Annotated in this window: 20 protein-coding genes; 11 read left to right on the top strand and 9 right to left on the bottom strand. The window is 64.6% G+C overall.

From position 1 onward, the window contains the following. Both GJ699_RS32030 and GJ699_RS32025 read left to right on the top strand, forming a co-directional pair. Window positions 1-3,618: beta strand repeat-containing protein (locus tag GJ699_RS32030; protein WP_154383477.1), on the top strand; the 3,618-nt coding region annotated here is incomplete at its 5' end. A gap of 44 nt (window positions 3,619-3,662) precedes the next feature. Next, window positions 3,663-4,151 carry a hypothetical protein gene (locus GJ699_RS32025; RefSeq protein ID WP_154383476.1) on the top strand — a complete coding sequence of 163 codons (489 nt, stop codon included), beginning with the start codon at window positions 3,663-3,665 and terminating at the stop codon, window positions 4,149-4,151. On the opposite strand, the gene GJ699_RS32020 is transcribed toward GJ699_RS32025, so the two are convergent. Further along, entirely contained in the window at window positions 4,148-4,936 is a 789-nt protein-coding gene (locus GJ699_RS32020) for an alpha/beta fold hydrolase (protein ID WP_229262395.1), read from the bottom strand. The genes GJ699_RS32025 and GJ699_RS32020 overlap by 4 nt on opposite strands. 79 nt (window positions 4,937-5,015) lie before the next feature. On the opposite strand from GJ699_RS32020, the gene GJ699_RS32015 reads away from it, so the two are divergent. Together GJ699_RS32015 and GJ699_RS32010 are read left to right on the top strand one after the other, a co-directional pair. Then, the gene (locus GJ699_RS32015; protein ID WP_154383475.1) at window positions 5,016-6,320 is read left to right on the top strand and encodes a M24 family metallopeptidase; all 1,305 of its coding nucleotides are present in this window, start codon (window positions 5,016-5,018) and stop codon (window positions 6,318-6,320) included. A 143-nt stretch (window positions 6,321-6,463) separates the two neighbouring features. After that, the gene (locus GJ699_RS32010) at window positions 6,464-6,955 is read left to right on the top strand and encodes a phasin family protein (RefSeq protein ID WP_154383474.1); all 492 of its coding nucleotides are present in this window, start codon (window positions 6,464-6,466) and stop codon (window positions 6,953-6,955) included. Between the two features lie 24 nt (window positions 6,956-6,979). On the opposite strand, the gene GJ699_RS32005 is transcribed toward GJ699_RS32010, so the two are convergent. Then, window positions 6,980-7,642, bottom strand: a complete 663-nt coding sequence (locus GJ699_RS32005; RefSeq protein ID WP_154383473.1) for a glutathione S-transferase family protein — start codon at window positions 7,640-7,642, stop codon at window positions 6,980-6,982. Between the two features lie 131 nt (window positions 7,643-7,773). Between GJ699_RS32005 and GJ699_RS32000 the strand changes: the two genes are divergently transcribed. Genes GJ699_RS32000 through GJ699_RS31970 form a run of 7 tightly spaced genes read left to right on the top strand, consistent with a single transcriptional unit; the run spans window position 7,774 to window position 13,740 of the window. Next, on the top strand, window positions 7,774-8,550 hold the full coding sequence (locus tag GJ699_RS32000; RefSeq protein WP_154383472.1) for a MipA/OmpV family protein: 777 nt from the start codon (window positions 7,774-7,776) through the stop codon (window positions 8,548-8,550). Between the two features lie 41 nt (window positions 8,551-8,591). Then, entirely contained in the window at window positions 8,592-9,470 is an 879-nt protein-coding gene (locus GJ699_RS31995; protein WP_154383471.1) for a CPBP family intramembrane glutamic endopeptidase, read from the top strand. Beyond that, window positions 9,463-11,340 carry an AI-2E family transporter gene (locus GJ699_RS31990; RefSeq protein ID WP_371867730.1) on the top strand — a complete coding sequence of 626 codons (1,878 nt, stop codon included), beginning with the start codon at window positions 9,463-9,465 and terminating at the stop codon, window positions 11,338-11,340. Before GJ699_RS31995 ends, GJ699_RS31990 begins: the two co-directional genes overlap by 8 nt. Then, the gene (aroQ, locus tag GJ699_RS35185; protein ID WP_371867729.1) at window positions 11,337-12,560 is read left to right on the top strand and encodes a gamma subclass chorismate mutase AroQ; all 1,224 of its coding nucleotides are present in this window, start codon (window positions 11,337-11,339) and stop codon (window positions 12,558-12,560) included. Before GJ699_RS31990 ends, aroQ begins: the two co-directional genes overlap by 4 nt. Window positions 12,561-12,606: 46 nt before the next feature. Then, window positions 12,607-12,948, top strand: coding sequence for a type II toxin-antitoxin system TacA family antitoxin (locus GJ699_RS31980; RefSeq protein WP_154383470.1), 342 nt, complete (start codon window positions 12,607-12,609; stop codon window positions 12,946-12,948). Continuing rightward, window positions 12,936-13,469, top strand: a complete 534-nt coding sequence (locus tag GJ699_RS31975; RefSeq protein ID WP_154383469.1) for a GNAT family N-acetyltransferase — start codon at window positions 12,936-12,938, stop codon at window positions 13,467-13,469. The genes GJ699_RS31980 and GJ699_RS31975 overlap by 13 nt, the downstream gene beginning before the upstream one ends. Window position 13,470: 1 nt before the next feature. Beyond that, the gene (locus tag GJ699_RS31970; RefSeq protein ID WP_371867728.1) at window positions 13,471-13,740 is read left to right on the top strand and encodes an acylphosphatase; all 270 of its coding nucleotides are present in this window, start codon (window positions 13,471-13,473) and stop codon (window positions 13,738-13,740) included. Between the two features lie 2 nt (window positions 13,741-13,742). On the opposite strand, the gene phoR is transcribed toward GJ699_RS31970, so the two are convergent. The 7 genes from phoR to pstS all read right to left on the bottom strand — a co-directional run bounded on the left by phoR (window position 13,743) and on the right by pstS (window position 20,402). Next, complete coding sequence (phoR, locus tag GJ699_RS31965; protein WP_154383467.1) at window positions 13,743-15,056, bottom strand: phosphate regulon sensor histidine kinase PhoR; 1,314 nt, start codon at window positions 15,054-15,056, stop codon at window positions 13,743-13,745. 7 nt (window positions 15,057-15,063) lie between these two features. Continuing rightward, window positions 15,064-15,756 carry a phosphate regulon transcriptional regulator PhoB gene (gene phoB, locus GJ699_RS31960; RefSeq protein WP_154383466.1) on the bottom strand — a complete coding sequence of 231 codons (693 nt, stop codon included), beginning with the start codon at window positions 15,754-15,756 and terminating at the stop codon, window positions 15,064-15,066. Window positions 15,757-15,764: 8 nt separating this feature from the next. After that, a complete protein-coding gene (phoU, locus tag GJ699_RS31955; protein ID WP_154383465.1) occupies window positions 15,765-16,472 on the bottom strand; it encodes a phosphate signaling complex protein PhoU in 708 nt (235 codons plus the stop codon). 36 nt (window positions 16,473-16,508) lie between these two features. Next, window positions 16,509-17,312, bottom strand: a complete 804-nt coding sequence (gene pstB / locus GJ699_RS31950) for a phosphate ABC transporter ATP-binding protein PstB (protein ID WP_195763698.1) — start codon at window positions 17,310-17,312, stop codon at window positions 16,509-16,511. A 22-nt stretch (window positions 17,313-17,334) separates the two neighbouring features. Next, window positions 17,335-18,207: a phosphate ABC transporter permease PstA gene (pstA, locus tag GJ699_RS31945; protein WP_154383464.1), complete on the bottom strand. Its 873-nt coding sequence runs from the start codon at window positions 18,205-18,207 to the stop codon at window positions 17,335-17,337. Further along, window positions 18,207-19,205 (bottom strand): phosphate ABC transporter permease subunit PstC, encoded by a 999-nt coding sequence (gene pstC / locus GJ699_RS31940; RefSeq protein WP_154383463.1) that lies wholly within the window; start codon window positions 19,203-19,205, stop codon window positions 18,207-18,209. Before pstC ends, pstA begins: the two co-directional genes overlap by 1 nt. A 150-nt stretch (window positions 19,206-19,355) precedes the next feature. Beyond that, window positions 19,356-20,402: a phosphate ABC transporter substrate-binding protein PstS gene (pstS, locus tag GJ699_RS31935; RefSeq protein WP_154383462.1), complete on the bottom strand. Its 1,047-nt coding sequence runs from the start codon at window positions 20,400-20,402 to the stop codon at window positions 19,356-19,358. Window positions 20,403-20,508 lie beyond the last annotated feature (106 nt).

Raw genomic sequence — 20,508 nt, 5'->3', positions numbered from 1 at the left:
GGCAGCGCGGGCGCCGATGGCAGCGCCCTGGCCAGCGCCAGCAGCGGCGCCAACCTCGGCGCCACCAGTTACGGCTACGGCGGCCGTGGCGGTAACAATGCCGCCGGCGGCAACGGTAGCGCGCAAAGCTCGGCCGTGGTCAGCGGCGGCGCCAACGCGACGGCCACGGCCAACGCCTATGGCGGCGCCGGCGGCGATAGCGATGCCGGACACGGCTTCCAACTGGCGGCCGGCAATGGCGGCCAGGCCAGCGCCAGCGCCTGGGGCCAGTCCGACAGCGGCAATGTGACGGTGACGGCGACGCTGAGCGGCGGCGCCGGCGGTTACGGCAATCAAGACAATCAGGGGGGTGACGGCGCTCAGGCGCTGGCGCTGAATCTGGTTGGCGGCCACACCAGCGGCACGCTGACGCTGAGCCAGAGCGCCGTGGGTGGACGTGGCGGCGACAGCGCCAGCGGCCAGGGCGGACGCGGCGGCGATGCGCAGTCCAGCCTGACCCTGAGCGACGCGGACGCCAGCACGCTGAGCGCGGCGGTCTCCGCCACCGGCGGCAGCGGCGGCGCCACCGCGCTAGCCGGCCTGGGCAGCAATGTCGGCAACGCCAACAGTGAACTGGTGCTGGCGTCGACCCATGACGGTGCCAGCGTCTACGGCACCAGCCAGGCCACCGGCGGCAATGGCAAATATGGTTACAGCGGCGGCGTAGCGGCCGACGGCGGCACGGCCGACGCCAGGCTGCAACTGAGCGGCTTGGGCAATGTCTATGGCACGACCGTCGCGCGCGGCGGCCAGGCCAATGACTATAACTACTATGGCAATGCCAACGGCGGCAATGGCGGCAGCGCCAGCGCCAGCGGTGAAGCGCACGCCAGCGGGACCTACCAGGCCAGCCTCGGCGTGTCCGCCGCCGGCGGCGACGGCGGCAACTCTGGCACCACGCTGACTGCGGGCAATGGCGCCGCAGCCAGCGCCAGCGGCAGCGCCAGTTCCGACAGCGGCAGTGTGTATGTCGGCGTCAGCGTCAGAGGTGGCGCCGGTGGCACCAACAGCTATAACGACAGCGGGGCCAGCGGCGGCAACGGCGCCAGCATTGTGCTGACCAACGCCGTCCAGGGCAGCACCAGCGGCGCGCTCAGCCTGGAACAGCAGGCTACCGGCGGCGCCGCCGGCGCCAGCTACTACGGCAGCGCTGGCCTGGCCGGCAACGCCAGCTCGACGCTGACGCTCAGCGACAGCATCGCATCCAGCCTCAGCCTGACAGCCGGCGCCACCGGCGGCAGCGGCGGCAGCAGCTACTATGGTTATCAGGCCAGCGGCGGCGGCCAGGCGACGGCGTTGGCCGACGGCCAAAGCAGTGGCGCGGTCAGCATCTACAGCCGCGCCAGCGGCGGCGATGGCGGCAACGCCCTCACCAGCGGCACCGGCCAGGGCGGCGACGCCAGCAGCACCGCGCGCGGCAGCGGCGCCAATGTCAGTGTGAGCGCCTATGCCTACGGTGGCACCGGCGGCAGTTCAACCTATGGCAGCGGTGGCGCCGGCGGCGGCGCCACCGCGTCGGCCTACGGCAGTTCGCTGGCCGGCAGCGTCTACGTGCGGGCCGATATTACCGGCGGCAACGGTGGCTACGGCGCCAACGGCGATGGCGCGCCCGATGGCGTGGGCGCCGACGGCGCGGCGGCAACGCTGGTCAACGCGGTCGGCGGCAGCACCAGCGGCACGTTGTCGCTGACGCAAAGTGCGCGCGGCGGTAGTGGCGGCGGCGCCGGTTATCACGCCGCCGGCGACGGTGGCGCCGCCAGTTCCAGCCTGGTCGTGAATGACAGCCAGGCCAGCCAGTTGCAACTGACCGCCAGCGCCACCGGCGGCTATGGCGGCAGCATTACTTACGGCCAGGCCGGCCAGGGCGGCAACGCCACGCTGCTGCTGGATGGCACCGGCAGCGGCACGGTGCAGATCAGCGGCAGCGCCAGCGGCGGCTACGGCGGCTACGCCAGTGGCAGTGGCAGCAGCAGCGGCAACGGCGGCAATGCCAGCGGCACGGCGCGCGGCGCCAGCAGCGGCGTCAACAGCGTGGACGTGACGCTGAACGTCAGCGGTGGCGACGGCGGTGGCACGGTGCAAGCCGGCTACGGCGTGTTGCAGGCCGGCGCCGGCGGCCTGGTCGGCGACAGCAGCGCCTATGGCAGCTCGGACAGCGGCACGGTCACGGTGCACCTGACCCAGAGCGGCGGCAATGGCGCGGCCGGCTACTACGGCGCGGCCGGCGGCGATGGCGCCGATTCACTGCTCAACAATGCGGTCGGCGGCAGCACCCACGGCAGCCTGTCGCTGTTCCAGACCGCCAACGCCGGCAACGCCGGCAGCGTTTGGGGCGGTGACGCCGATACCGTCATGGGCCTGGCCGGCAATGCGCAGTCCTGGCTGGAACTGAATGACAGCAACGCCACCAGCGTGCAGGTGCAACTCAGCGCCAGCGGCGGCTCTGGTGGCGGGTCCTGGGGCGCCACCCTGCCCGGCGCCGGCGGCAGCGCCAACAGCCGCCTGATTCTGCAGGCGCTCGGCAGCGCCAGCGGCAGCGCCAACGCGAGCGGCGGCGCCGGCGGCTACGACCCGAGCAGCTATGGCCTGGGCGGCGACGCCAGCGCGCATGTGGAGGTCAGCGCGCCGACCTCGGCCAGCGCCAGCGCCACCGCCTACGGCGGCTACAGCAATTCAAGCTACGGCAATGCCGATGCCTATGCGCTGGCGCGCAGCAGCCAAGCCGGCAGCTATACCCAGGCTTACAGCCGGGCCGAGGGCCATGTGGTGACTTCGCTGGCGCGCGCCGAGGGGGTTGGCAACAGCACCATCTACGCATCGGCGGCGGCGCGCGGCGACAGCGGCAGCGCGCAGTCGGTCAGCAGCGCCAGCGGCGCCGGTGGCGCGCTCTCGACCGCCAGCGCCACGGCGCCGGTCAGCAACAGCAATTACTACAGCTATGCCAATACGCAAGCCAGCCACGGTGGCGCCACCGCGCAGGACTTGTGGACGCTGGGCACGCCGCAGGCGCTGTCGCGGGTCACCGGCGCGCCGGCCGACAGCGCCAGCTTGCTGGCCGCGACCACCAACGTGGCGGCAGCGTTTGCCGAGGGCGCGGTGTACGGCAGCGGCATCCAGGGCGCGTCGTATGCGGCCACCGGCGTCAGCCAGACCTTCCTTACCAGCGGCGAGTTCCAGTTCCAGACCACGCAGTCCGGCCATTTGATCGTGGGCTGGCTGTCCAGCTATGGCCTGGGCAGCGGTTTCGATGAATTCAGCCTCAGCATCAACAGCCACGGCACGCTGGTCTACACCCACACCTTCAGCACGCTGGGCGAGGCGCAAAGCTTCTTCAGCGATGGCGCGCTGGACCTGGGCGTATTCAGCGCCGGCACGCAAGACCTGGAAATCGCGGCGGCGCTGACCACCGATGGCACCGACAGCGGCGGCTTCGGCTTCCGCTACCTGGTCGGTACCGGCACGGTAACGGCGGTGCCGGAGCCGTCCACCTGGGCCATGAGCCTGGCCGGACTGATGCTGTTGTTGCTGCAGCGCCGCCGCAGCCAGCAGCGTAATTTTGACGCGCGGGAGGCCGCATGAACGCGCAGCTTGATGACACCCTCACTTATACGGGAGTAGCTGAGATGAAGATGGACACTCTGGAATTGCGGCCGGCGGTGCAGGTGCCGGTCTGGAAATCGTGGCAAGTGACGCTGGCCTTGGTGCTGGGCCTGGTGACAGCGGCGGCGCTGGCCGCGCTGGCGGTGGGCGATTGGCGCCGCAGCACGGACCAGGTGATCGTGCCGGGGCCGCTCGGCGGCCTGTACAGCGTGCAGCTGGTCAACGGCCAGGTCTATTACGGCGTGCTGCTGGAGGCGCGGCCGGCCTATCTGCGGCTTGGCGAGGTGTATTACATTCAGTCCTACCAGCAGCCCAACGGCCAACCGGGCAATCGCGTGGTCAGCCGCCGCAAGAATGACTGGCACGGCCCGGACACCCAGACCATCCCGGCCGACAAGATCCTGACGCTGGACGCGGTGGGGCCGCAATCGCAGCTGGCGCGCCTGATCCAGCAGGATCAGGCCGGCGCCGGCGCCGCAGCTGCCGGCAACCCGCTGGCCGGCCAGCGTTAAGCCGGGTCCAGGCAGGCTTCCAGGCTCAGTTCCAGCAGCGGGAAGTGGCCGGTTTCCACCGTGAAGAAGCTGGCCTGCGGGAACACGGTTTCCCACAGGGTGCGGTCCTTGTCGGCATCGATGATCGGATCGTACGTGCCGAACAGCACCGACACTGGCCCAGTGAACGGACTGGCCACGGGCGTATGATCGAGCGCCGCAAAGTCGTCCGAGATGGCGACCGAGCTGGGGCCGTCAAACGCGCCCGGTTGCTGGATCAGGGCGCGGAAGTCGCTGGCGGCCTGGGCGCCGCCGGTGGGGCCGAAGTACAGCTCGGTCACGTCCGGCAGCAGCGTCAGCGCGCCAAACACGTCCCAGAAGCGCGGCCGGCCCGGATCATGTTCGTACATCGAGAGCGCGGCGGCCAGCTTGCCGGCGTGGTGGTCGTGGCTGTGGACGCGGAAGGCGCGCCGCGCCAGCCGCAGCGAGGCGTCTTCCGGGTTATAGGTCGGCGCCAGCAGCACGATGTCCTTGACCAGTTGCGGCGCCTGGCGCGCCAGGTGCACCGCCAGGTGGGCGCCAAACGAGCTGGCCATCAGCGTCAGCGGCTGGCCGCCCTCGCCGGCCACGCGCTGCAACTCGGCAAGCGCGGCGTCCAGCAGGTCGCGATAGGGACGCTCGGCGCAAGGCTTGGCCAGCGGCTGGTGCCACCAGTGGATGTGGGTCGCTTCCGGATAACGGGCGCGCTCGAACACGGGCGCCAACGCCGGACCGCCGTGCAGATATAAAACCGTAGGTGCTGCCATGTGTTCTCCTTGGGGTGTGCAACAGCCATTATAAATATTGTTGGTTGACATTGCCAAAATCCCGGCCCAAGATCGCTGCATGAAAAAATTCCTGTTTGCCCTTTCCCTGCTGCTGGCCACCAGCGCTCAAGCCCAGGTTCTGTCGCTGCGCGATCAGGCCGTGGTCGTCAACCAATTGCTGGCCGAGCGTTTCGACACCGTGCTGCCGGACGCCATGGCGCAAACCGGCATCGATCTGTGGGTGCTGGTGTCGCGCGAATACAATGAAGACCCGGTGCTGAAAACCATGCTGCCGGCCGAATGGCTGAACGCGCGCCGCCGCACCATCCTGGTGTTTTACCGCGACGCGAAAAGCGGCAAGGTGGAGCGGCTGGCGGTGGCGCGCTACAACGTCGGCAACAGTATCAAGGCGGCGTGGGATATGCAGAAATTCCCCGACCAATGGCAGGCGCTGGTCGACATCATCAAGCAGCGCAATCCGAATAAAATCGCGCTGAATACCTCGCGCCACTTCGCGCATGCCGACGGCATCGATCACACCGAGTACGACGAGCTGCTGGCGGCGCTGCCGGCGGCACTGAAAAGCCGCGTGGTGTCGGCCGAGCCGCTGGCGCTGCGCTGGCTGGAAACCCGCACCGCGCGCGAGATGCAGATTTATCCGCAGCTGGTGGACGCCACCCACAAGATCATTGAGGAAGGTTTTTCCGAGCGCGTGATCACGCCCGGCATCACCAGCAGCGAGGATGTGGTGTGGTGGTTCCGCCAGAAGATCCGCGACCTCGGTTATGACACCTGGTTCCATCCGTCGGTGGAAATCCAGCGCGCCGGCAAGGGACTGGCCAATCCGGACATCATCGTGGCCGGCGACCTGCTGCACGTCGATATCGGCATCACCTATCTGCGCCTGAACACCGACATCCAGGAACACGCGTATGTGCTGCAGCCGGGCGAGACGGCGGCGCCGGCCGCGCTGAATCAGGCGTTCGCGGCCGCCAACCGCTTGCAGGACATCCTGACCGCCAACTTCGCGACTGGCCGCAGCGGCAACCAGGTGCTGGCGGCGTCGCTGCAACAAGCCAGGGCCGAGGGCATCCAGCCGACCATTTACACCCATCCGATCGGCTACCACGGCCACGCGGCCGGGCCGGCGATCGGCATGTGGGACATGCAGGGCGGCGTGCCGGGCAGCGGCGACGATGTGCTGCGGCCGCACACCGCCTATTCGATCGAGCTGAACGCGGCCGGCACGATTCCGGGCTGGAGCGAGCCGGTACGCATCATGCTGGAGGAGGATGCCTATTTTGATGCAAGTGGCGTGCGCTACATCGGCGGCCGCCAGAAATCGCTGTTCCTCCTGCCACGGCGGGCGCCTACTATTGAGTAGAGAAAACAAATAATTCCGGCAAGCTCTGGAGTGCCATAAAGCGGCGACATTTGCGATGATAGCGGGGTGGACGACAGGCCAAAGCGTCCCCTTCCGACTATCTGTTCGCCTCTTTTGGCCCTACCAAATCAGGAGCACGCAATATGAATTCGTTTGTGGAAACACTCTCCCCCGCCGCCCGCAACCATGCGGAAGCGCGCATCGATTACTACACCGACCTGAGTCAGGCCGTGCTGCGCTCGCTACGCGAGCTGTCCGACGTCAATCTGCAATTCAGCCGCGATCTGCTGGAGGATTCGACCAACGCGTTGCGCACCGCGCTGCTGACGCCGCCCAACGAACGCGACGCCAACGCCGCGCCACAGCGGGCCGAGGCGGTGACGCACAAGCTGCAGAGCTATCAGCAGAAGCTGGCGCAGGTGGCCAGCGATTTCCAGGCCGAGCTGACCCAGATCGCCCAGCAGCGCGTGCCGGAAGCGGCGCGCACCGCGTCCGAGCTGGCCGACGCCGGCCGCAAGGCCGCCGGCAAGCATCTGGTGGATGAGGCCAGCCGCTTCACCTCGCTGGCGCAGCAGAATCAAGCTTTCCCGCAAGCGGCCTCGATGCAGAGCGCCGACGAAGGCAACAAAAACTAAGGCTGACGGCCAGCGGCCAGCGCTCTACAGAAAGCGCTCGGGGATGTCGCTGGCGAACGGGTACATGCTGAAATACGGCTTGGCCTCTTCCAGTACGCGCTGCACCGATGGCCGCGCGATCAGGCGTTCAAAATAACTTTGCAGGTGGTGGTATTGCTCGGGGAACGGCACCAGCGTGGCGGCGTAGAACAACGCAGGCGCCGCCGCGCAATCGGCCATGCTGAAGCTTTCGCCGCACAGCCAGCCACGGCTGGCCATACGCTTTTCAATCATCTTGTAGGCGGTTTTGAGCTTGGTGCGCTCCTTGGTCTGGTCGCAGCTGAGGCCGCTCAAGTGGGCGCCGACGATGGTTTGCACCGGGCCTTGCACATACAGGTCGAAGAAGCGGTCCCACAGTCGCACATCCAGCGCCGCCTCCCAGTCGGCCGGCAGCAGGCGCGCGGCGCCGGGATAGCGCTGGTCCAGATATTCGATCAGGATCGAGGTTTCCGGCACGTCACGACGATGTTCGCTGTCGCGCAGCACCGGGAATTTGCAGATCGGCCAGATCGCCTCCAGTTCGGCGCGGTCGGCCTGGTCGCCCAGGTTGATGATGCGTTTGTCGAAGGCGGCGCCATTTTCATACAGCGCGATCAGCGCTTTTTGGCAGAACGAGGACAGCGGGTGGTAATACAAAGTCAGGGACATGGTCGGCTCCAGAGGGCGTACTGCGCTACCTAAGATGGCACGCCATGATACTTCAGCGGCGGCGATGGCGGTGCAAGGTTTTTGCTGGGACACTGCCGCGCGTTCCCACCACCTGATCCCACGGAGTCTTCATGCGCCCTGCCCTCACCTTGATCCTGCTATCGCTGTGCGCCGTCGGCGGCAACAGCTATGCCCAGGCCGCGCCGGCCACCGACAGCCTGTCGGCCGGCCTTGGCCTGGCCTATGTGCCGGAATATGCCGGCGCCGATGACAGCCGGCTGGTGCCGCTGCCCTACCTGGAACGGACCTGGGCCAACGGCTGGTTCGCCGGCACTCAGCGCGGCCTCGGCTACCAGACCACGGCCGGCGGCTTCACGCTGAGCGCGGCGCTGGGCTATGACGGCGGCCGCGACGACCACAAGCGCAGTTTCTTTTCCGGCTCGGACGCCTTGCGCGGCATGGGCAAGATCGACAGCTCGGCGCAAGCGGTGCTGAGCGTGGGCTATCAGCTGGGCGCGGTCGGGCTGGGCCTGACCACCAAACAAAACCTCAGCCACCGCGAGTACGGCGCGACTTATACGCTGGGCCTGAGCGGCTCGCTGTACGCCGACACCAGTGACCAGATCGGCTGGGGCGTGTCGGCGCTATATGGCGACCGCAAGCACGCACAGACCTGGTTTGGCGTAACGGCAGCGCAAAGCGCTGCCTCCGGCTATCGCGCCTACCGCGCCGGCGCCGGCTTTGAAAACGTCACCGCCGGCGTCAACTGGACCCATGTCCTCGATGCCAACTGGGTGGTGCGCAGCGGCGCCGGCCTGACCCGCCTGACCGGCGATGCCGCCGACAGCCCGCTGACCAAGCGCCGCACCACGCCAATGGTGATGACCGCCCTGATTTACCGGTTTTAAATGCCATGGAGTATCATTGACGAAAACTCATCGTTGAAGCAATGACACTCCAGTTCCCCGCCTTTCTCTTCCTCGCGCTAGCCCTGTGTTCGGTCTGGGCGCCGCCCTTGCCGCTGGGCCGGCGCAGCGCGCCGTTGTGGCTGATGTTGTTCGTCATGGCGCTGGCGTGGGGACTGGTCGGCGGCGTGCTCGATCCGGTCGCGATCAGCGCGCTGGTGGTGCTGGCCGGCGCCGCCTATGCCTGCATGGCGGCGCCGCAGCGCTGGCTGCGCGCCGTGTATGGCGTGGCCGCCGCCGGGCTGGCGTTGGCGCTGGCGATGCACAAGCTGCCCGGCTTTCACAATCCGCTGCTGCTCGACCGGGTGGTGCTGTCGCCCGGCGCGCTGCCGTTCAGTCTGTACGCCAACTTCGACAAGGGCGCGGTCGGACTGATTCTGCTGGCCCTGCTGTGCCAGCGCGTCGCGTCGTGGGGCGAGCTGGCCGGGCTGCTGCGCCGCACCGCGCCGCAGCTGGTGCTGACCATCGCGCTGACCATGGGCTGCGCGCTGGCGCTCGGCGTGGTCGGCATCGACTTCAAGCTGCCGGCGCAAACGCCGCTGTTCATCGCGCTCAACCTGCTGTTCACGGTGGTGGCCGAGGAAGCCTTCTTCCGTGGCTTGCTGCAGGCGCGGCTGGCGGCGGCGCTGGCGCGCTTCCGCTGGGGCGCGTGGCTGGCGGTGGCGCTGTCGGCGCTGCTGTTCGGCGCCGCCCACCTCGGCGGCGGTCTGCGGTATGGCATACTCGCGGGGATTGCCGGTCTCGGCTACGCCTGCGCCTACCAGCGCACGCAGCGCATCGAGGCAGCGATAATGGTTCACATCGCGCTCAACGCGGTGCATTTCATCTGCTTTACTTATCCTGCCAGGATTGACAGTGTCTGATTCTCTCACTTCCCGCACCCTGCCCGGCGCCGTCACCGGCCTGGTTGGCACCGCCACCGTGCTGGTGCTGTTGTACTTCGGCCGCGACGTGCTGATCCCGATCACGCTCGCCTTCATCCTCAGTTTTGTGATCGCGCCGTTCGTGCGCGCGTTGCGTCATGTGGGGCTGGGTCAGACCACCTCGGTGTGCACCGGCGTGTTGCTGGTGACGGTGTCGCTGCTGGGCATCGGCGCGGTGATCGTGCAGCAGGTCGGCGCCATGGGCGCCAGCCTGCCACGCTATCAGGACACCATCACCAGCAAGCTGGAGGCGTTGGACGAACTGACGCGCGGCACGCTGGGCAGCCTGGGCGGGCCGGCCGGACAGCTGATCGAGCACTTCACCAGCGACAGCGCCGACGGCGCGCAGGCGGTGCTGCAAAACGATGGCAGCATCAAGACGCCGGTGCTGGTGGAAATCCACGAGCCGGCGCTGAAGCCGTTCCAGCTGCTGGGCAAGATCGTGGCGCAGGTGTGGCCGCCGCTGGAGACCGCCGGCATCGTGTTCGTGGTGCTGATCTTTGTGCTGCTGGAACATGAATCGCTGCGCGACCGCTTCATCCGGCTGGCCGGCGGCGGCGATTTGCGCGCCACCACCATCGCCGTCAACGACGCCGGCGAGCGGCTGTCGCGCTTCTTCATTTCGCAATTCCTGGTCAATCTGGCGACCGGGCTGGCGGTCTGGCTCGGCCTGGCACTGCTGGGCGTCGGCCAAGCGCTGTTGTGGGGCACCATGACGGCGGTGCTGCGTTTTATTCCGTATGTGGGCGTGTGGATGGCGGCGTTTTGCGCCACGCTGCTGGCGGCGGCGGTCGATCCCGGCTGGTCGCTGGCGCTGATGACGCTGGGGCTGTTCCTGGCGGTCGAAATCATCGTCGCCCAGACCATCGAGCCCAAGCTGTATGGCCACACCACCGGGCTGTCGCCGCTGTCGGTGGTGGTGTCGGCGATTTTCTGGAGCTGGATCTGGGGGCCGGTCGGGCTGGTGCTGTCGACGCCGCTGACCTTGTGCCTGGTGGTGGCCGGCCGCTACATCCGCGCGCTGAAGGTGCTGGAGATTATGTTCGGCGAGCTGCCGGCGCTGACCCTGCCGCAGAATTTCTACCAGCGGGCGCTGTCCGGCGACGCGCACGAAATCGTCACCAGCGCCAAGCGCTATATGCAGCACAAGTCGCTGGCCGAGTACTGCGATGGGGTGCTGCTGCCGGCGCTGCATCTGGCGCATTTCGATCTCAAGGACAATTCGATCACGCCGGTGGAGCGGGAAAAAGTGGCCAGCTCCGTCATTGCCGTGATCGAGGCGCTGAGCGGCGCGCAGAAATGGTGGAAGCGGCGCAAGCATGCGAGCGTGCTGGGTGGCGGCATCGGTCGCCAGCTGCGCGAGCGGCGCATTTCCGACAGCGGCGAATGGCAAGGGTCGTTCGACGTGCCGCCGGGCAGTCTGGTGCTGAGCATCGCGCTGGGCACGCAATATGGCGAGCTGGCGACCGAGATTCTGGTGCGCATCTTGCGCGAGCAAAAAATCGATGCCCGTAGCAGCAGCCTCGACGAGCTGGAGCAGGTGCCACCGCCGGGCGCCTCGCCGGAGCTGGTGGCGATCGTGGTGCTGGTCAGCGTCGACCCGCTCAACGATTGCGACAAGATGACCGCCACGCTGGCGCGCTTCCGCGAGCAGGTGCCGCACGCCAAGCAGTTCGCGTTGCTGCTGCCTAGCCCGTTCGAGAATCCGGACCTGAAAACCTGCGTGTTCCCGAGCGCCGACCATGTCGCGCGCTCCTATGACGACGTGCTGCAGCACTGCCAGTTGGCGATGAAGGGCGGCGCCAAGTGAGGCGACATCTGCTGCCGCTGCTATTGATGGCAGCGCTGACCTCGGCGCAGGCCGGCCGGCTGGAGGACATCAGCGCGCGTGGCGTACTGCGGGTTGGCAGCACCGGCGATTACAAGCCGTTCAGCTACCGGCCTGGCGGCGGCGAGGCATTCGTCGGCATGGATGTCGAACTGGCCGGCGCGCTGGCGCAGGCGATGGGCGTGCGGCTGCAACTGGTACCGACCAGCTGGCCAACCCTGATGTCCGATCTGGGCGAGGACAAGTTCGATCTCGCGCTGAGCGGGGTGTCGGTGACGGCGGAGCGCCAACAGCAGGCGCTGTTCTCGCTGGCCTATCTGCACGACGGCAAGACGCCAATCACGCGCTGCGAGAATGTGGCGCGTTTCCAGACGCTGGCGCAGATCAACCAACCGGCGGTGCGGTTGATCGTCAATCCGGGCGGCACCAACGAACGCTTCGCCCGCGCCCAGGCGCCGCGCGCGCAGTTGAGCGTGTACCCGGACAATGTGACCATCTTCGGCCAGATCGTCGACGGCGCGGCCGATCTGATGATGACCGATGCGATTGAAACCCGCTTGCAGCAGCGCCTGCATCCGCAGCTGTGCGCGGTGCATCCGGAGGCGCCGTTCGACATGGCGGAAAAAGCCATTCTGCTGCCGCGCGATGCGGCGCTGAAGGCGTATGTGGACCGCTGGCTGCAACAGCGGCTGGACAACGGCAGCGTGCGGCAGAGCATGAAGCGCTGGCTGGACTTTCCGTGGGCACTGGAGCCGCTGCGCCAGGCCATCGACCAGCGCCTGCTGTTGGCGGAGGCGGTGGCGCGCGCCAAATGGAATGTGCAAGCGGCCATTGAAGACCTGCCGCGCGAAGAGCTGGTGATCGCGGCCGCAGTGCGGCAAGGCGCCGCGCTGGGCTTGCCAGAACAGTGGATACGCGCCGTATTCCGCGCCCAGATCGAGGCTTCCAAGACGGTGCAGCGCGCACTGTACGCGCGCTGGCAAGCCGAAGGCGCCGGCCATTTCTCCGACGCGCCAGACCTCGCCAAGACCATCCGCCCCGAGCTGGACCGCATCACCACGCAACTGCTGCGCTCCATGGCCGACAATCAGGCCGTACTACATGACCGCACCCGCAGCGCCGAGGTGGCTGCCGCCATGCGTCCACTACAAGCACGCGCCCTCAACCCAATCGCCGCCGATCAGGCGCTGGCGCCTTTTTGAGCCACAGGTATTGACATCGCAAAGACTGCGGGCAGATACTGTACTCATGCCTAAGTCACGTACATCAATCGTGGAAAGTTCCGAGTCGCTGGCAACTACCGCCAGCGGAGAGGCTTTGGCATCCACTGCAAAAGCGAGTGTCAACCTACGGCTTGATCATGAGACTCGCTACCTGATCGAGGAAGCAGCGGCAATTCTTGGCAAAAGCCGAGCTGACTTCATGGTGGATAGCGCGCGGCGCCAAGCATTGGATGTGCTGTTAGATCAGCGCTTATTTATTCTGGACAAGGAACAACACCAGACTTTCGCGCAAGCACTTAATAACGCGCCGCCGCCCGGCCCGAAACTGAAATCGCTATTGCGCCGAGTTCCGGCATGGAACAGATAGAAGATAGCGCGCCACTTGCGATATCGCCCCCTGTGCCATTGACTCCGCAGCACGGTCTTTCTGATTTCGACTGCGGATCTGAAGCACTAAACAATTGGCTGCTGCATCGTGCGATCAAGAATGAAAACCGCTTCTCCCGTACCTATGTGGCATGTCTCGGCTCCAAAGTTGTTGCCTACTACAGCATTTCGGCAGGAGCGATCGACCGTGCGGCTGGACCGAAAAAAATACGCCGCAACGCCCCAGACTCAATCCCAATCACAGTGCTCGGAAGATTAGCTGTCGACCGTGATTATTCCGGCAAAGGCTTGGGTGGTGACATACTTGCCGATGCGCTGGTTCGCGTCGCGGCTGCATCACGAACCATAGGCATCGCTGCCATACTCGTACACGCAAAAGATGAGCAGGCGAAACGCTTCTACATGAGACATGCTGAATTTATCGAGTATCCCGCAGACAGCCGCATTCTGTTTCTCCCTATTGAAACTGTGTTGGCAGCGCTTGTAGATGAAGAAGGATAATGTGGCGAAACGATTATTGATAACAGGCGTGGTGCAAGGCGTGGGCTATCGCGCCTCGTTCGAGCGGCAGGCGGTGGCGCTGGGTTTGCGCGGCTGGGTGCGCAATCGGCGCGATGGCGCAGTGGAGGCCGAGGTGGATGGTGACGCGGCAGCAATCGAGGCCATCATCGCCTGGGCGCACAAAGGCCCGCCGGCTTCGCGGGTGGAACAGGTGAAGGTAGCAGAGGCGCAGCCGGCCGGCGCAGGATTCAAGATCCTGCCGACCGTCTGAAATCAACCTGCCAGCAGCTCCGGTTGCGGCTTGACGATGGCGGCCTTCGGCATGCAAACGATGAAAGTGCTGCCCGTGCCCGCCTCCGACTTGATCTGCAGCGTGCTGTTATGCCGCAGCAGCACGTGCTTGACGATGGCCAGCCCCAGCCCGGTACCCTGGGTCTCGCGCGAACGGCTCTTGTCGACGCGGTAGAAGCGCTCGGTCAGACGCGAAATGTGTTCCGGGCTGATGCCGATGCCAGTATCTTCCACCATGAACTTGACACCGTTGTCGAATTCCTTCCACACCAGCTTGATCTTGCCGCCGGCCGGCGTGTAGCGCACCGCGTTCGAGGCCAGATTGCCAAACGCGCTGTGCAACTCCTCATACGAACCCTGCACATTCGGCCCAGTCACCTCCGCCGTGATCTCGTGCTTGCCAGACGACAGCGCACGCGCCTCGCGCAGCAACTGGTCCATCAGCTGGCTGACATCGACCGGATCCGGCCGCATCGGATAATCAACCGACTCCAGCCGCGACAAGGTCAGCATGTCCTCGATCAAATGCTGCATGCGGTGGCCCTGCTCCGTCATCAGCTTCAGATGGGCGGCGCGGGTGGCCGCGTCCAGCCCTTCCTGGGCGGCGATTTCAAGGAAACCAACAATGACGGTCAACGGCGTGCGCAACTCGTGCGAGGCGTTGGCGATAAAGTCGCGCCGCATTTCCTCGATGCGCTCGGTCTCGGTCACATCGTGCGTGACCAGAATCTGGCGCCGGTTTTCAAACGGAATGATATGCACGATCAGCTTGCGCTCGCGGAAACTGATGGTCAGCGGCTGCTCGTAACGTCCCAAGATGATGTAATCCATGAAATCCGGATTGCGCACCAGATTGGTCACGCGCATGCCCTTGTCGCGCTGGTTGCTGAGGCCCAGATGCTGCTCGGCGGCTGGATTGCACCACTCCAGGAACAGTACATCGTCCATGATCACCACGCCATCCGGCAGCAGATGCATGGCCTGACGGAAGCGGGTCAGCCACTCGGTCAGCTCGGTCTGGTTTTTCTCGTCGTCGCGGCGCATGCGGTACAGGCGCGAAAAGATATTGGTCCACTCGCCCCAGCCATCCGGCAGCTTGGCGCTTTGCGGATCGTCCAGCCAGTTGCTCAGCTGGTACAGATAAGACAACTGCGTGAACACCAGCGCCAGCATGCAGACAAAGGCCAGCATCAGCCCGGTCCACCAGCCCGCGATCCAGCCCGCCAGCGCGCACCCCGCCAGGATCACAGCCGTGCGCAGCGCCGCAGGCACCCAGAACACCAGTTTTGGATTCATTTGAAACTCAGTTTTTTTCCGACAGCATATAGCCTACACTACGCACGGTCTTGATCAGGTGTTCGGCCTCTTTCAGCGCCTTGCGCAAGCGCAGCACGTGTACGTCCACGGTGCGCTCCTCGATCACCACATGATCGCCCCACACCTTGTCCAGCAGCTGGCTGCGCGAGAATACCCGCTCCGGATGCGCCAGCAGGAATTTCAGCAATTTGTATTCGGCATGGCCGATATCGATCTTCTGATCGTCCATCGACACCGTGCAGCTGACCGGATCGAGCGCGATATTGGCGGCGCGCATGGTCGACTGCGCGTGTTCCGGCGCCTTGCGCCGCAGCAGCGCCTTGGAGCGGGCCAACAGCTCGCGCGGCGAAAACGGCTTGGTGACGTAATCGTCGGCGCCGGTGTTGAGGCCGGCCAGCTTGTCCTCTTCCATGCTCTTGGCGGTCAGCATGATGACCGGGATGTCGTTGAACTGACGGTCCGAGCGGATCCGCGACAACAGCCGCAGGCCGGTCGAATCCGGCAACATCCAGTCCAGCAAAATCAGCTGCGGGGTCCGGGTCTGGATGAAATCCCAGGCTTCGCCCGCGCTTTGCACGTTGCAGCAGTTCCAGCCCGCCTCGCGCAGTGAAAACGTCACCAGCTCGACAATCGCCGGTTCGTCCTCAACAATCAATACCGTGGTTTTATCAGATGCCATTTCTTCTTTTATTCAGCTTGCTCGGGCTCGTTGGCGGCCACCGTCTTGGTGTGACGGATATCCTTGCCTTCAACTACATAAATCACATACTCGGCGATATTCTTCGCATGGTCGCCGATACGCTCGATGGCCTTGGCCACCCACAAGGTGTCCAGCGCGGCCGAGATTGTACGCGGATCTTCCATCATGAAGGTAATCAGATTGCGCATGATGGAACGGAATTCGTGGTCGATCACCGCGTCCTGGGCGATCAGTTGCAGCGCCTGCTTGCCATCGTTGCGGGCAAACGCGTCCAGCGCGTCGTGCAGCAGGTCGGTGGTATTGTTGGCGATGCCGCGCACCATCTCGTAATGGTTGACGGTGACCGCGCCGCGCGCATGCAGCGCCTTGGCGACGCGGGCGATCTTGGTGGCCTCGTCGCCGATGCGCTCCAGATCGGTGATGACCTTGATGGTGGCCATGATGGTGCGCAGGTCGTTGGCGGCCGGCTGGCGGCGCACGATCAGGTGGCTGCAGGCGTCGTCCAGCTGCACTTCCAGCTGGTTGACCGAGTCATCCTCGCGCATCACGCGGTCGGCGCGCTCGGAATTACCAATGCGGAAGCAAGTCATGGCGTCGAGGAACTGGGTCTCGACGATGCCGCCCATCAGCAGCACCTTGCTGCGGATGGCTTCCAGTTCGTTATCGTACTGCTTGGATGAGTGTTCACCGATCATGCTGGGCTCCAAATGTGAGTAGTATTATAAGATGGATCAGCCGAAACGGCCGGTGATGTAATCCTGGGTTTCCTTGCGGGCCGGATTCATGAAGATCTGGTCGGTTTCACCGAACTCCACCAGCTCGCCCAGATACATATAGGCGGTGTAGTCCGAGCAACGCGCGGCCTGCTGCATATTGTGGGTCACGATGGCGATCGTGTAATCCTGCTTCAACTCGGAAATCAGCTCTTCCACTTTGGAAGTCGAGATCGGGTCCAGCGCCGACGTTGGCTCGTCCAGCAGCAGCACGTCCGGTTTGACCGCGACGCCACGGGCGATGCACAGACGTTGCTGCTGACCGCCGGACAGCGACAGGCCGCTCTTGTTCAGCTTGTCCTTGACCTCGGTCCACAGCGCCGCCTTTTTCAGCGCCCATTCGACGCGCTCGTCCATCTCGCCCTTCGACAGGTCTTCGTACAGACGCACGCCAAACGCGATATTGTCGTAGATCGACATCGGGAACGGGGTCGGCTTCTGGAACACCATGCCGACCTTGGCGCGCAGCATGTTCAAATCCTGGTCGCCGTCGAGGATGTTACGGCCACGGTACATGATGGCGCCTTCGGCGCGTTGACCCGGATACAGGTCATACATGCGGTTCAGCGTGCGCAGCAGGGTCGACTTGCCGCAGCCCGACGGGCCGATGAAGGCGGTGACCTGCTTTTCATTGATGTCCAGGCTGACGTTGTGCAGGCTCTGGGTTTTACCGTAGAAGAAATTCAGACCGGCGATCTCAATCGCCTTGCGTTTACCGGCGTTCATGGCGACGACGTTTTCCTGGTTCAGTTGCGTATTCATTGTATGGATTCGCTTTAATTAATTAGTTCGGGGCTTTTTGGGAAAACACGGTGCGCGAAATCACGTTCAGCGCCAGCACGCTCAGGGTCAGCAGCAGCGCGCCACCCCAGGCCAGTTCGCGCCAGTTGTCATACGGGCTCATGGCGAAGTCATAGATTTTGCCCGGCAGGTTACCCATCGGCGCGTTCATGTTAAAGCTGAGGAACTGGTTGTTCAGCGCGGTGAACAGCAGCGGCGCGGTTTCGCCCGAGACGCGGGCCACCGCCAGCAGCACGCCGGTGATGACGCCGGCCTTGACCGCGCGCAGACGCACCGTCATCGCCACTTTCCAGCGTGGCGCGCCCAGCGCGAACGCCGCTTCCAGCAGGCTGTTCGGCACCAGTCGCAGCATATTGTCGGTGGTGCGCACCACCACCGGAATCGCGATCAGCGCCAGCGCCACCGAACCGGCATAACCGGAATAGTGCTTGGCGGTGGCGACGTACAGCGCCCACACAAACATACCGATCACGATCGACGGCGCTGACAGCATGATGTCGGTGACGAAGCGGGTGATGCTGGCGATCTTGTTTTCATCGCCGTATTCGGCCAGGTAGATGCCGGCCAGGATGCCGATCGGGGTCGAGATCAGCGTCGACAGGGTCACGATCAGCAGGCTGCCGACGATGGCGTTCAGCAGACCGCCGCCTTCGCTGCCCGGGGCCGGCGTGGTTTCGGTGAAGATGCTCAGGCTCAGCGCGCCAAAGCCTTTGATCACCAGCGTCAGCAGAATCCAGGTCAGCGCGACCAGGCCGATGGTCATCGCCGCCACCGACATGAACATGCCGACGCGGTGCCACAGCAGACGCTTGCGATACACAGGGTTCATCTGTGCTTGTTCGGGAGTGAGGCTCATTATTTCAGACCTTCCTTGCGGGACATGCCAGCCAGCATCAGCTTGGCGGCGGACAGTACGATAAAAGTGATGACAAACATGATCAGCGCCAGCGCGAACAGCGACGAGGTGTGCAGCACGGTATCCGATTCGGCGAATTCATTGGCCAGCGTCGAGGCGATCGAATTGCCCGGCGCGAACAGCGACCACGACAGCTTGTTGGCGTTACCGATTACAAAGGTCACCGCCATGGTCTCGCCCAGCGCGCGGCCCAGACCCAGCATGATGCCGCCGACCACACCGTTCTTGGTGTACGGCAGCACGATCTTGCGCACCACTTCCCAGCGCGTGCAACCCAGGCCGTAAGCCGATTCCTTCAACACCGCCGGCACGATTTCAAACACATCGCGCATCACCGACGAAATAAACGGGATGATCATCAGCGCCAGGATCAGCGCGGCGGTCAGCATGCCGATGCCCATGGTCGGACCGCTGAAGAACGGACCGATCACCGGCAACTGGCCCAGGGTCGATTTCAGCAGCGGCTGCACGTAATCGCCAAACAGCGGCGCGAACACGAACAGGCCCCACATGCCGTAGATAATCGACGGGATGCCGGCCAGCAGCTCGACCGCCGTGCCGAGCGGACGGCGCAGCGGCACCGGGCAAATCTCGGTCAGGAACAGCGCGATGCCGAACGACAGCGGGAACGCGATCAGCAGCGCCAGGCCTGAGGTCACCAGCGTGCCGACGATGGCGATCGCCGCGCCGTACTGGTCGTTGACCGGGTCCCACTCGACGGTGGTGATGAAGGCCGGGCCGAATTCCTTGAACGCCGGCCAGGCGCCCATGAACAGCGACACGATGATGCCCAGCAGCGCCGCCAGCACCGACAGCGCGAAGATCATCGTGGTTTTATGGAAGAAGAAATCCTGAATGCGCTGGTTGCGCATGACGCGGAGCATGTTCTGCATAGCAGCCTGTTCCGCGGCGGTGGCTTGTGCGGTGCTGATATGCATGGCTGGCTCTTGCTTGGGGAGTGGCGTGGAAGTGATATCTGCGCTCATAATTGTTCTCGGTGGAAGTAAGCTAGCCTGCGGTGCCCGGTCGGGCCTCGCAGGCTAACCCCCTCGCCGCCGTTGCTGCCGGCGACGAAGGGACAATCCGGATTAGTAGATGGCCTTGCCCGAAGCGTCTTTCAGGTTGGCTTTCCACGAGTCCTGCACCAGTTTGACCACGGTGGTTGGCAGTGGAACGTAGTCCAGTTCGGTAGCAGCGGCGCCACCGTTTTTGAAGGCCCAGTCGAAGAACTTGACGACTTCCTTGCCTTTGGCGGCGTCAGCCTGTGCTTTGTGCATCAGGATGAAGGACACGCCGGTGATTGGCCACGAATTTTTGCCAGCCTGGTCGGTCAGCACCACGCCGAAGCCTGGGGTCTTGGTCCACTCGGCGTTGGCGGCGGCGGCTTTGAAGAACTCGTCGTCAGGCTGCAGGAAGTTGCCATCCTTGTTTTTCAGCTGGGTGTGCGACATTTTGTTCTTTTTAGCGTAAGCCCACTCGACGTAGCCGATCGAACCCTTGATACGCTGCACGTTGGCCGCCACGCCTTCGTTACCTTTACCGCCGACGCCGACGATCCATTTCACCGCGGTCGACGCACCGATCTTGGTTTTGAATTCAGCATTGGTTTTCGACAGGAAGTCGGTGAACAGGAACGAGGTGCCCGAACCGTCGGCGCGGTGTACCACGGTGATGTCATCGGCTGGCAGCTTGACGCCTGGGTTCAGCACGGCGATCGCTTGATCATTCCACTTGGTGATTTTGCCCAGGTAGATATCCGCCACGACTGGGCCGGTCAGTTTCAGCTGGCCTGGGGTGATGCCGTCCAGGTTCACCACGGTCACCACGCCACCCATGATGGCTGGGAATTGCATCAGGCCTTCCGCGTCCAGGTCGGCAGCCGACAGCGGCATGTCCGAAGCGCCGAAATCGACGGTCTTGGCTTTGATCTGCTTGATGCCGGCGCCCGAACCCACCGATTGGTAGTTCAGACCGTTGCCGGTAGCGGCTTTGTACGACTCAGCCCATTTCGCGTAGATTGGGTAAGGGAAGGTCGCGCCGGCGCCGGTCATATCGGCGGCGTGAGCGGCCGGCGAGAAAGCCATCACGGCTGCTGCGCCAACCACCAGGGAAGAGATCAATTGTTTGAGTCGCATTTCAAGTCCTTTGTTATGACAGGTTAGGATGCTGCGCAGTCTAACGGCCGAATATGACATGTTTATGACATCGCCAAAATATTTCAAAAAATACCCGCCGCACCGC

Source organism: Duganella guangzhouensis, assembly GCF_009674535.1.
GTDB lineage: Bacteria > Pseudomonadota > Gammaproteobacteria > Burkholderiales > Burkholderiaceae_D > Rugamonas > Rugamonas guangzhouensis.
The sequence above is the reverse complement of the archived record's forward strand: the minus strand, read 5'-3'. Positions and strand labels throughout refer to the sequence as shown.

Excerpts from the sequence above, each read along its gene's own strand:
- GJ699_RS32025 (WP_154383476.1), top strand. The coding sequence starts at position 3,663 with ATGAAGATGGACACTCTGGAATTGCGGCCGGCGGTGCAGGTGCCGGTC.
- GJ699_RS32020 (WP_229262395.1), bottom strand. The coding sequence starts at position 4,936 with ATGGCAGCACCTACGGTTTTATATCTGCACGGCGGTCCGGCGTTGGCG.
- GJ699_RS32015 (WP_154383475.1), top strand. The coding sequence starts at position 5,016 with ATGAAAAAATTCCTGTTTGCCCTTTCCCTGCTGCTGGCCACCAGCGCT.
- GJ699_RS32010 (WP_154383474.1), top strand. The coding sequence starts at position 6,464 with ATGAATTCGTTTGTGGAAACACTCTCCCCCGCCGCCCGCAACCATGCG.
- GJ699_RS32005 (WP_154383473.1), bottom strand. The coding sequence starts at position 7,642 with ATGTCCCTGACTTTGTATTACCACCCGCTGTCCTCGTTCTGCCAAAAA.
- GJ699_RS32000 (WP_154383472.1), top strand. The coding sequence starts at position 7,774 with ATGCGCCCTGCCCTCACCTTGATCCTGCTATCGCTGTGCGCCGTCGGC.
- GJ699_RS31995 (WP_154383471.1), top strand. The coding sequence starts at position 8,592 with ATGACACTCCAGTTCCCCGCCTTTCTCTTCCTCGCGCTAGCCCTGTGT.
- GJ699_RS31980 (WP_154383470.1), top strand. The coding sequence starts at position 12,607 with ATGCCTAAGTCACGTACATCAATCGTGGAAAGTTCCGAGTCGCTGGCA.
- GJ699_RS31975 (WP_154383469.1), top strand. The coding sequence starts at position 12,936 with ATGGAACAGATAGAAGATAGCGCGCCACTTGCGATATCGCCCCCTGTG.
- phoR (WP_154383467.1), bottom strand. The coding sequence starts at position 15,056 with ATGAATCCAAAACTGGTGTTCTGGGTGCCTGCGGCGCTGCGCACGGCT.
- phoB (WP_154383466.1), bottom strand. The coding sequence starts at position 15,756 with ATGGCATCTGATAAAACCACGGTATTGATTGTTGAGGACGAACCGGCG.
- phoU (WP_154383465.1), bottom strand. The coding sequence starts at position 16,472 with ATGATCGGTGAACACTCATCCAAGCAGTACGATAACGAACTGGAAGCC.
- pstB (WP_195763698.1), bottom strand. The coding sequence starts at position 17,312 with ATGAATACGCAACTGAACCAGGAAAACGTCGTCGCCATGAACGCCGGT.
- pstA (WP_154383464.1), bottom strand. The coding sequence starts at position 18,207 with ATGAGCCTCACTCCCGAACAAGCACAGATGAACCCTGTGTATCGCAAG.
- pstC (WP_154383463.1), bottom strand. The coding sequence starts at position 19,205 with ATGCATATCAGCACCGCACAAGCCACCGCCGCGGAACAGGCTGCTATG.
- pstS (WP_154383462.1), bottom strand. The coding sequence starts at position 20,402 with ATGCGACTCAAACAATTGATCTCTTCCCTGGTGGTTGGCGCAGCAGCC.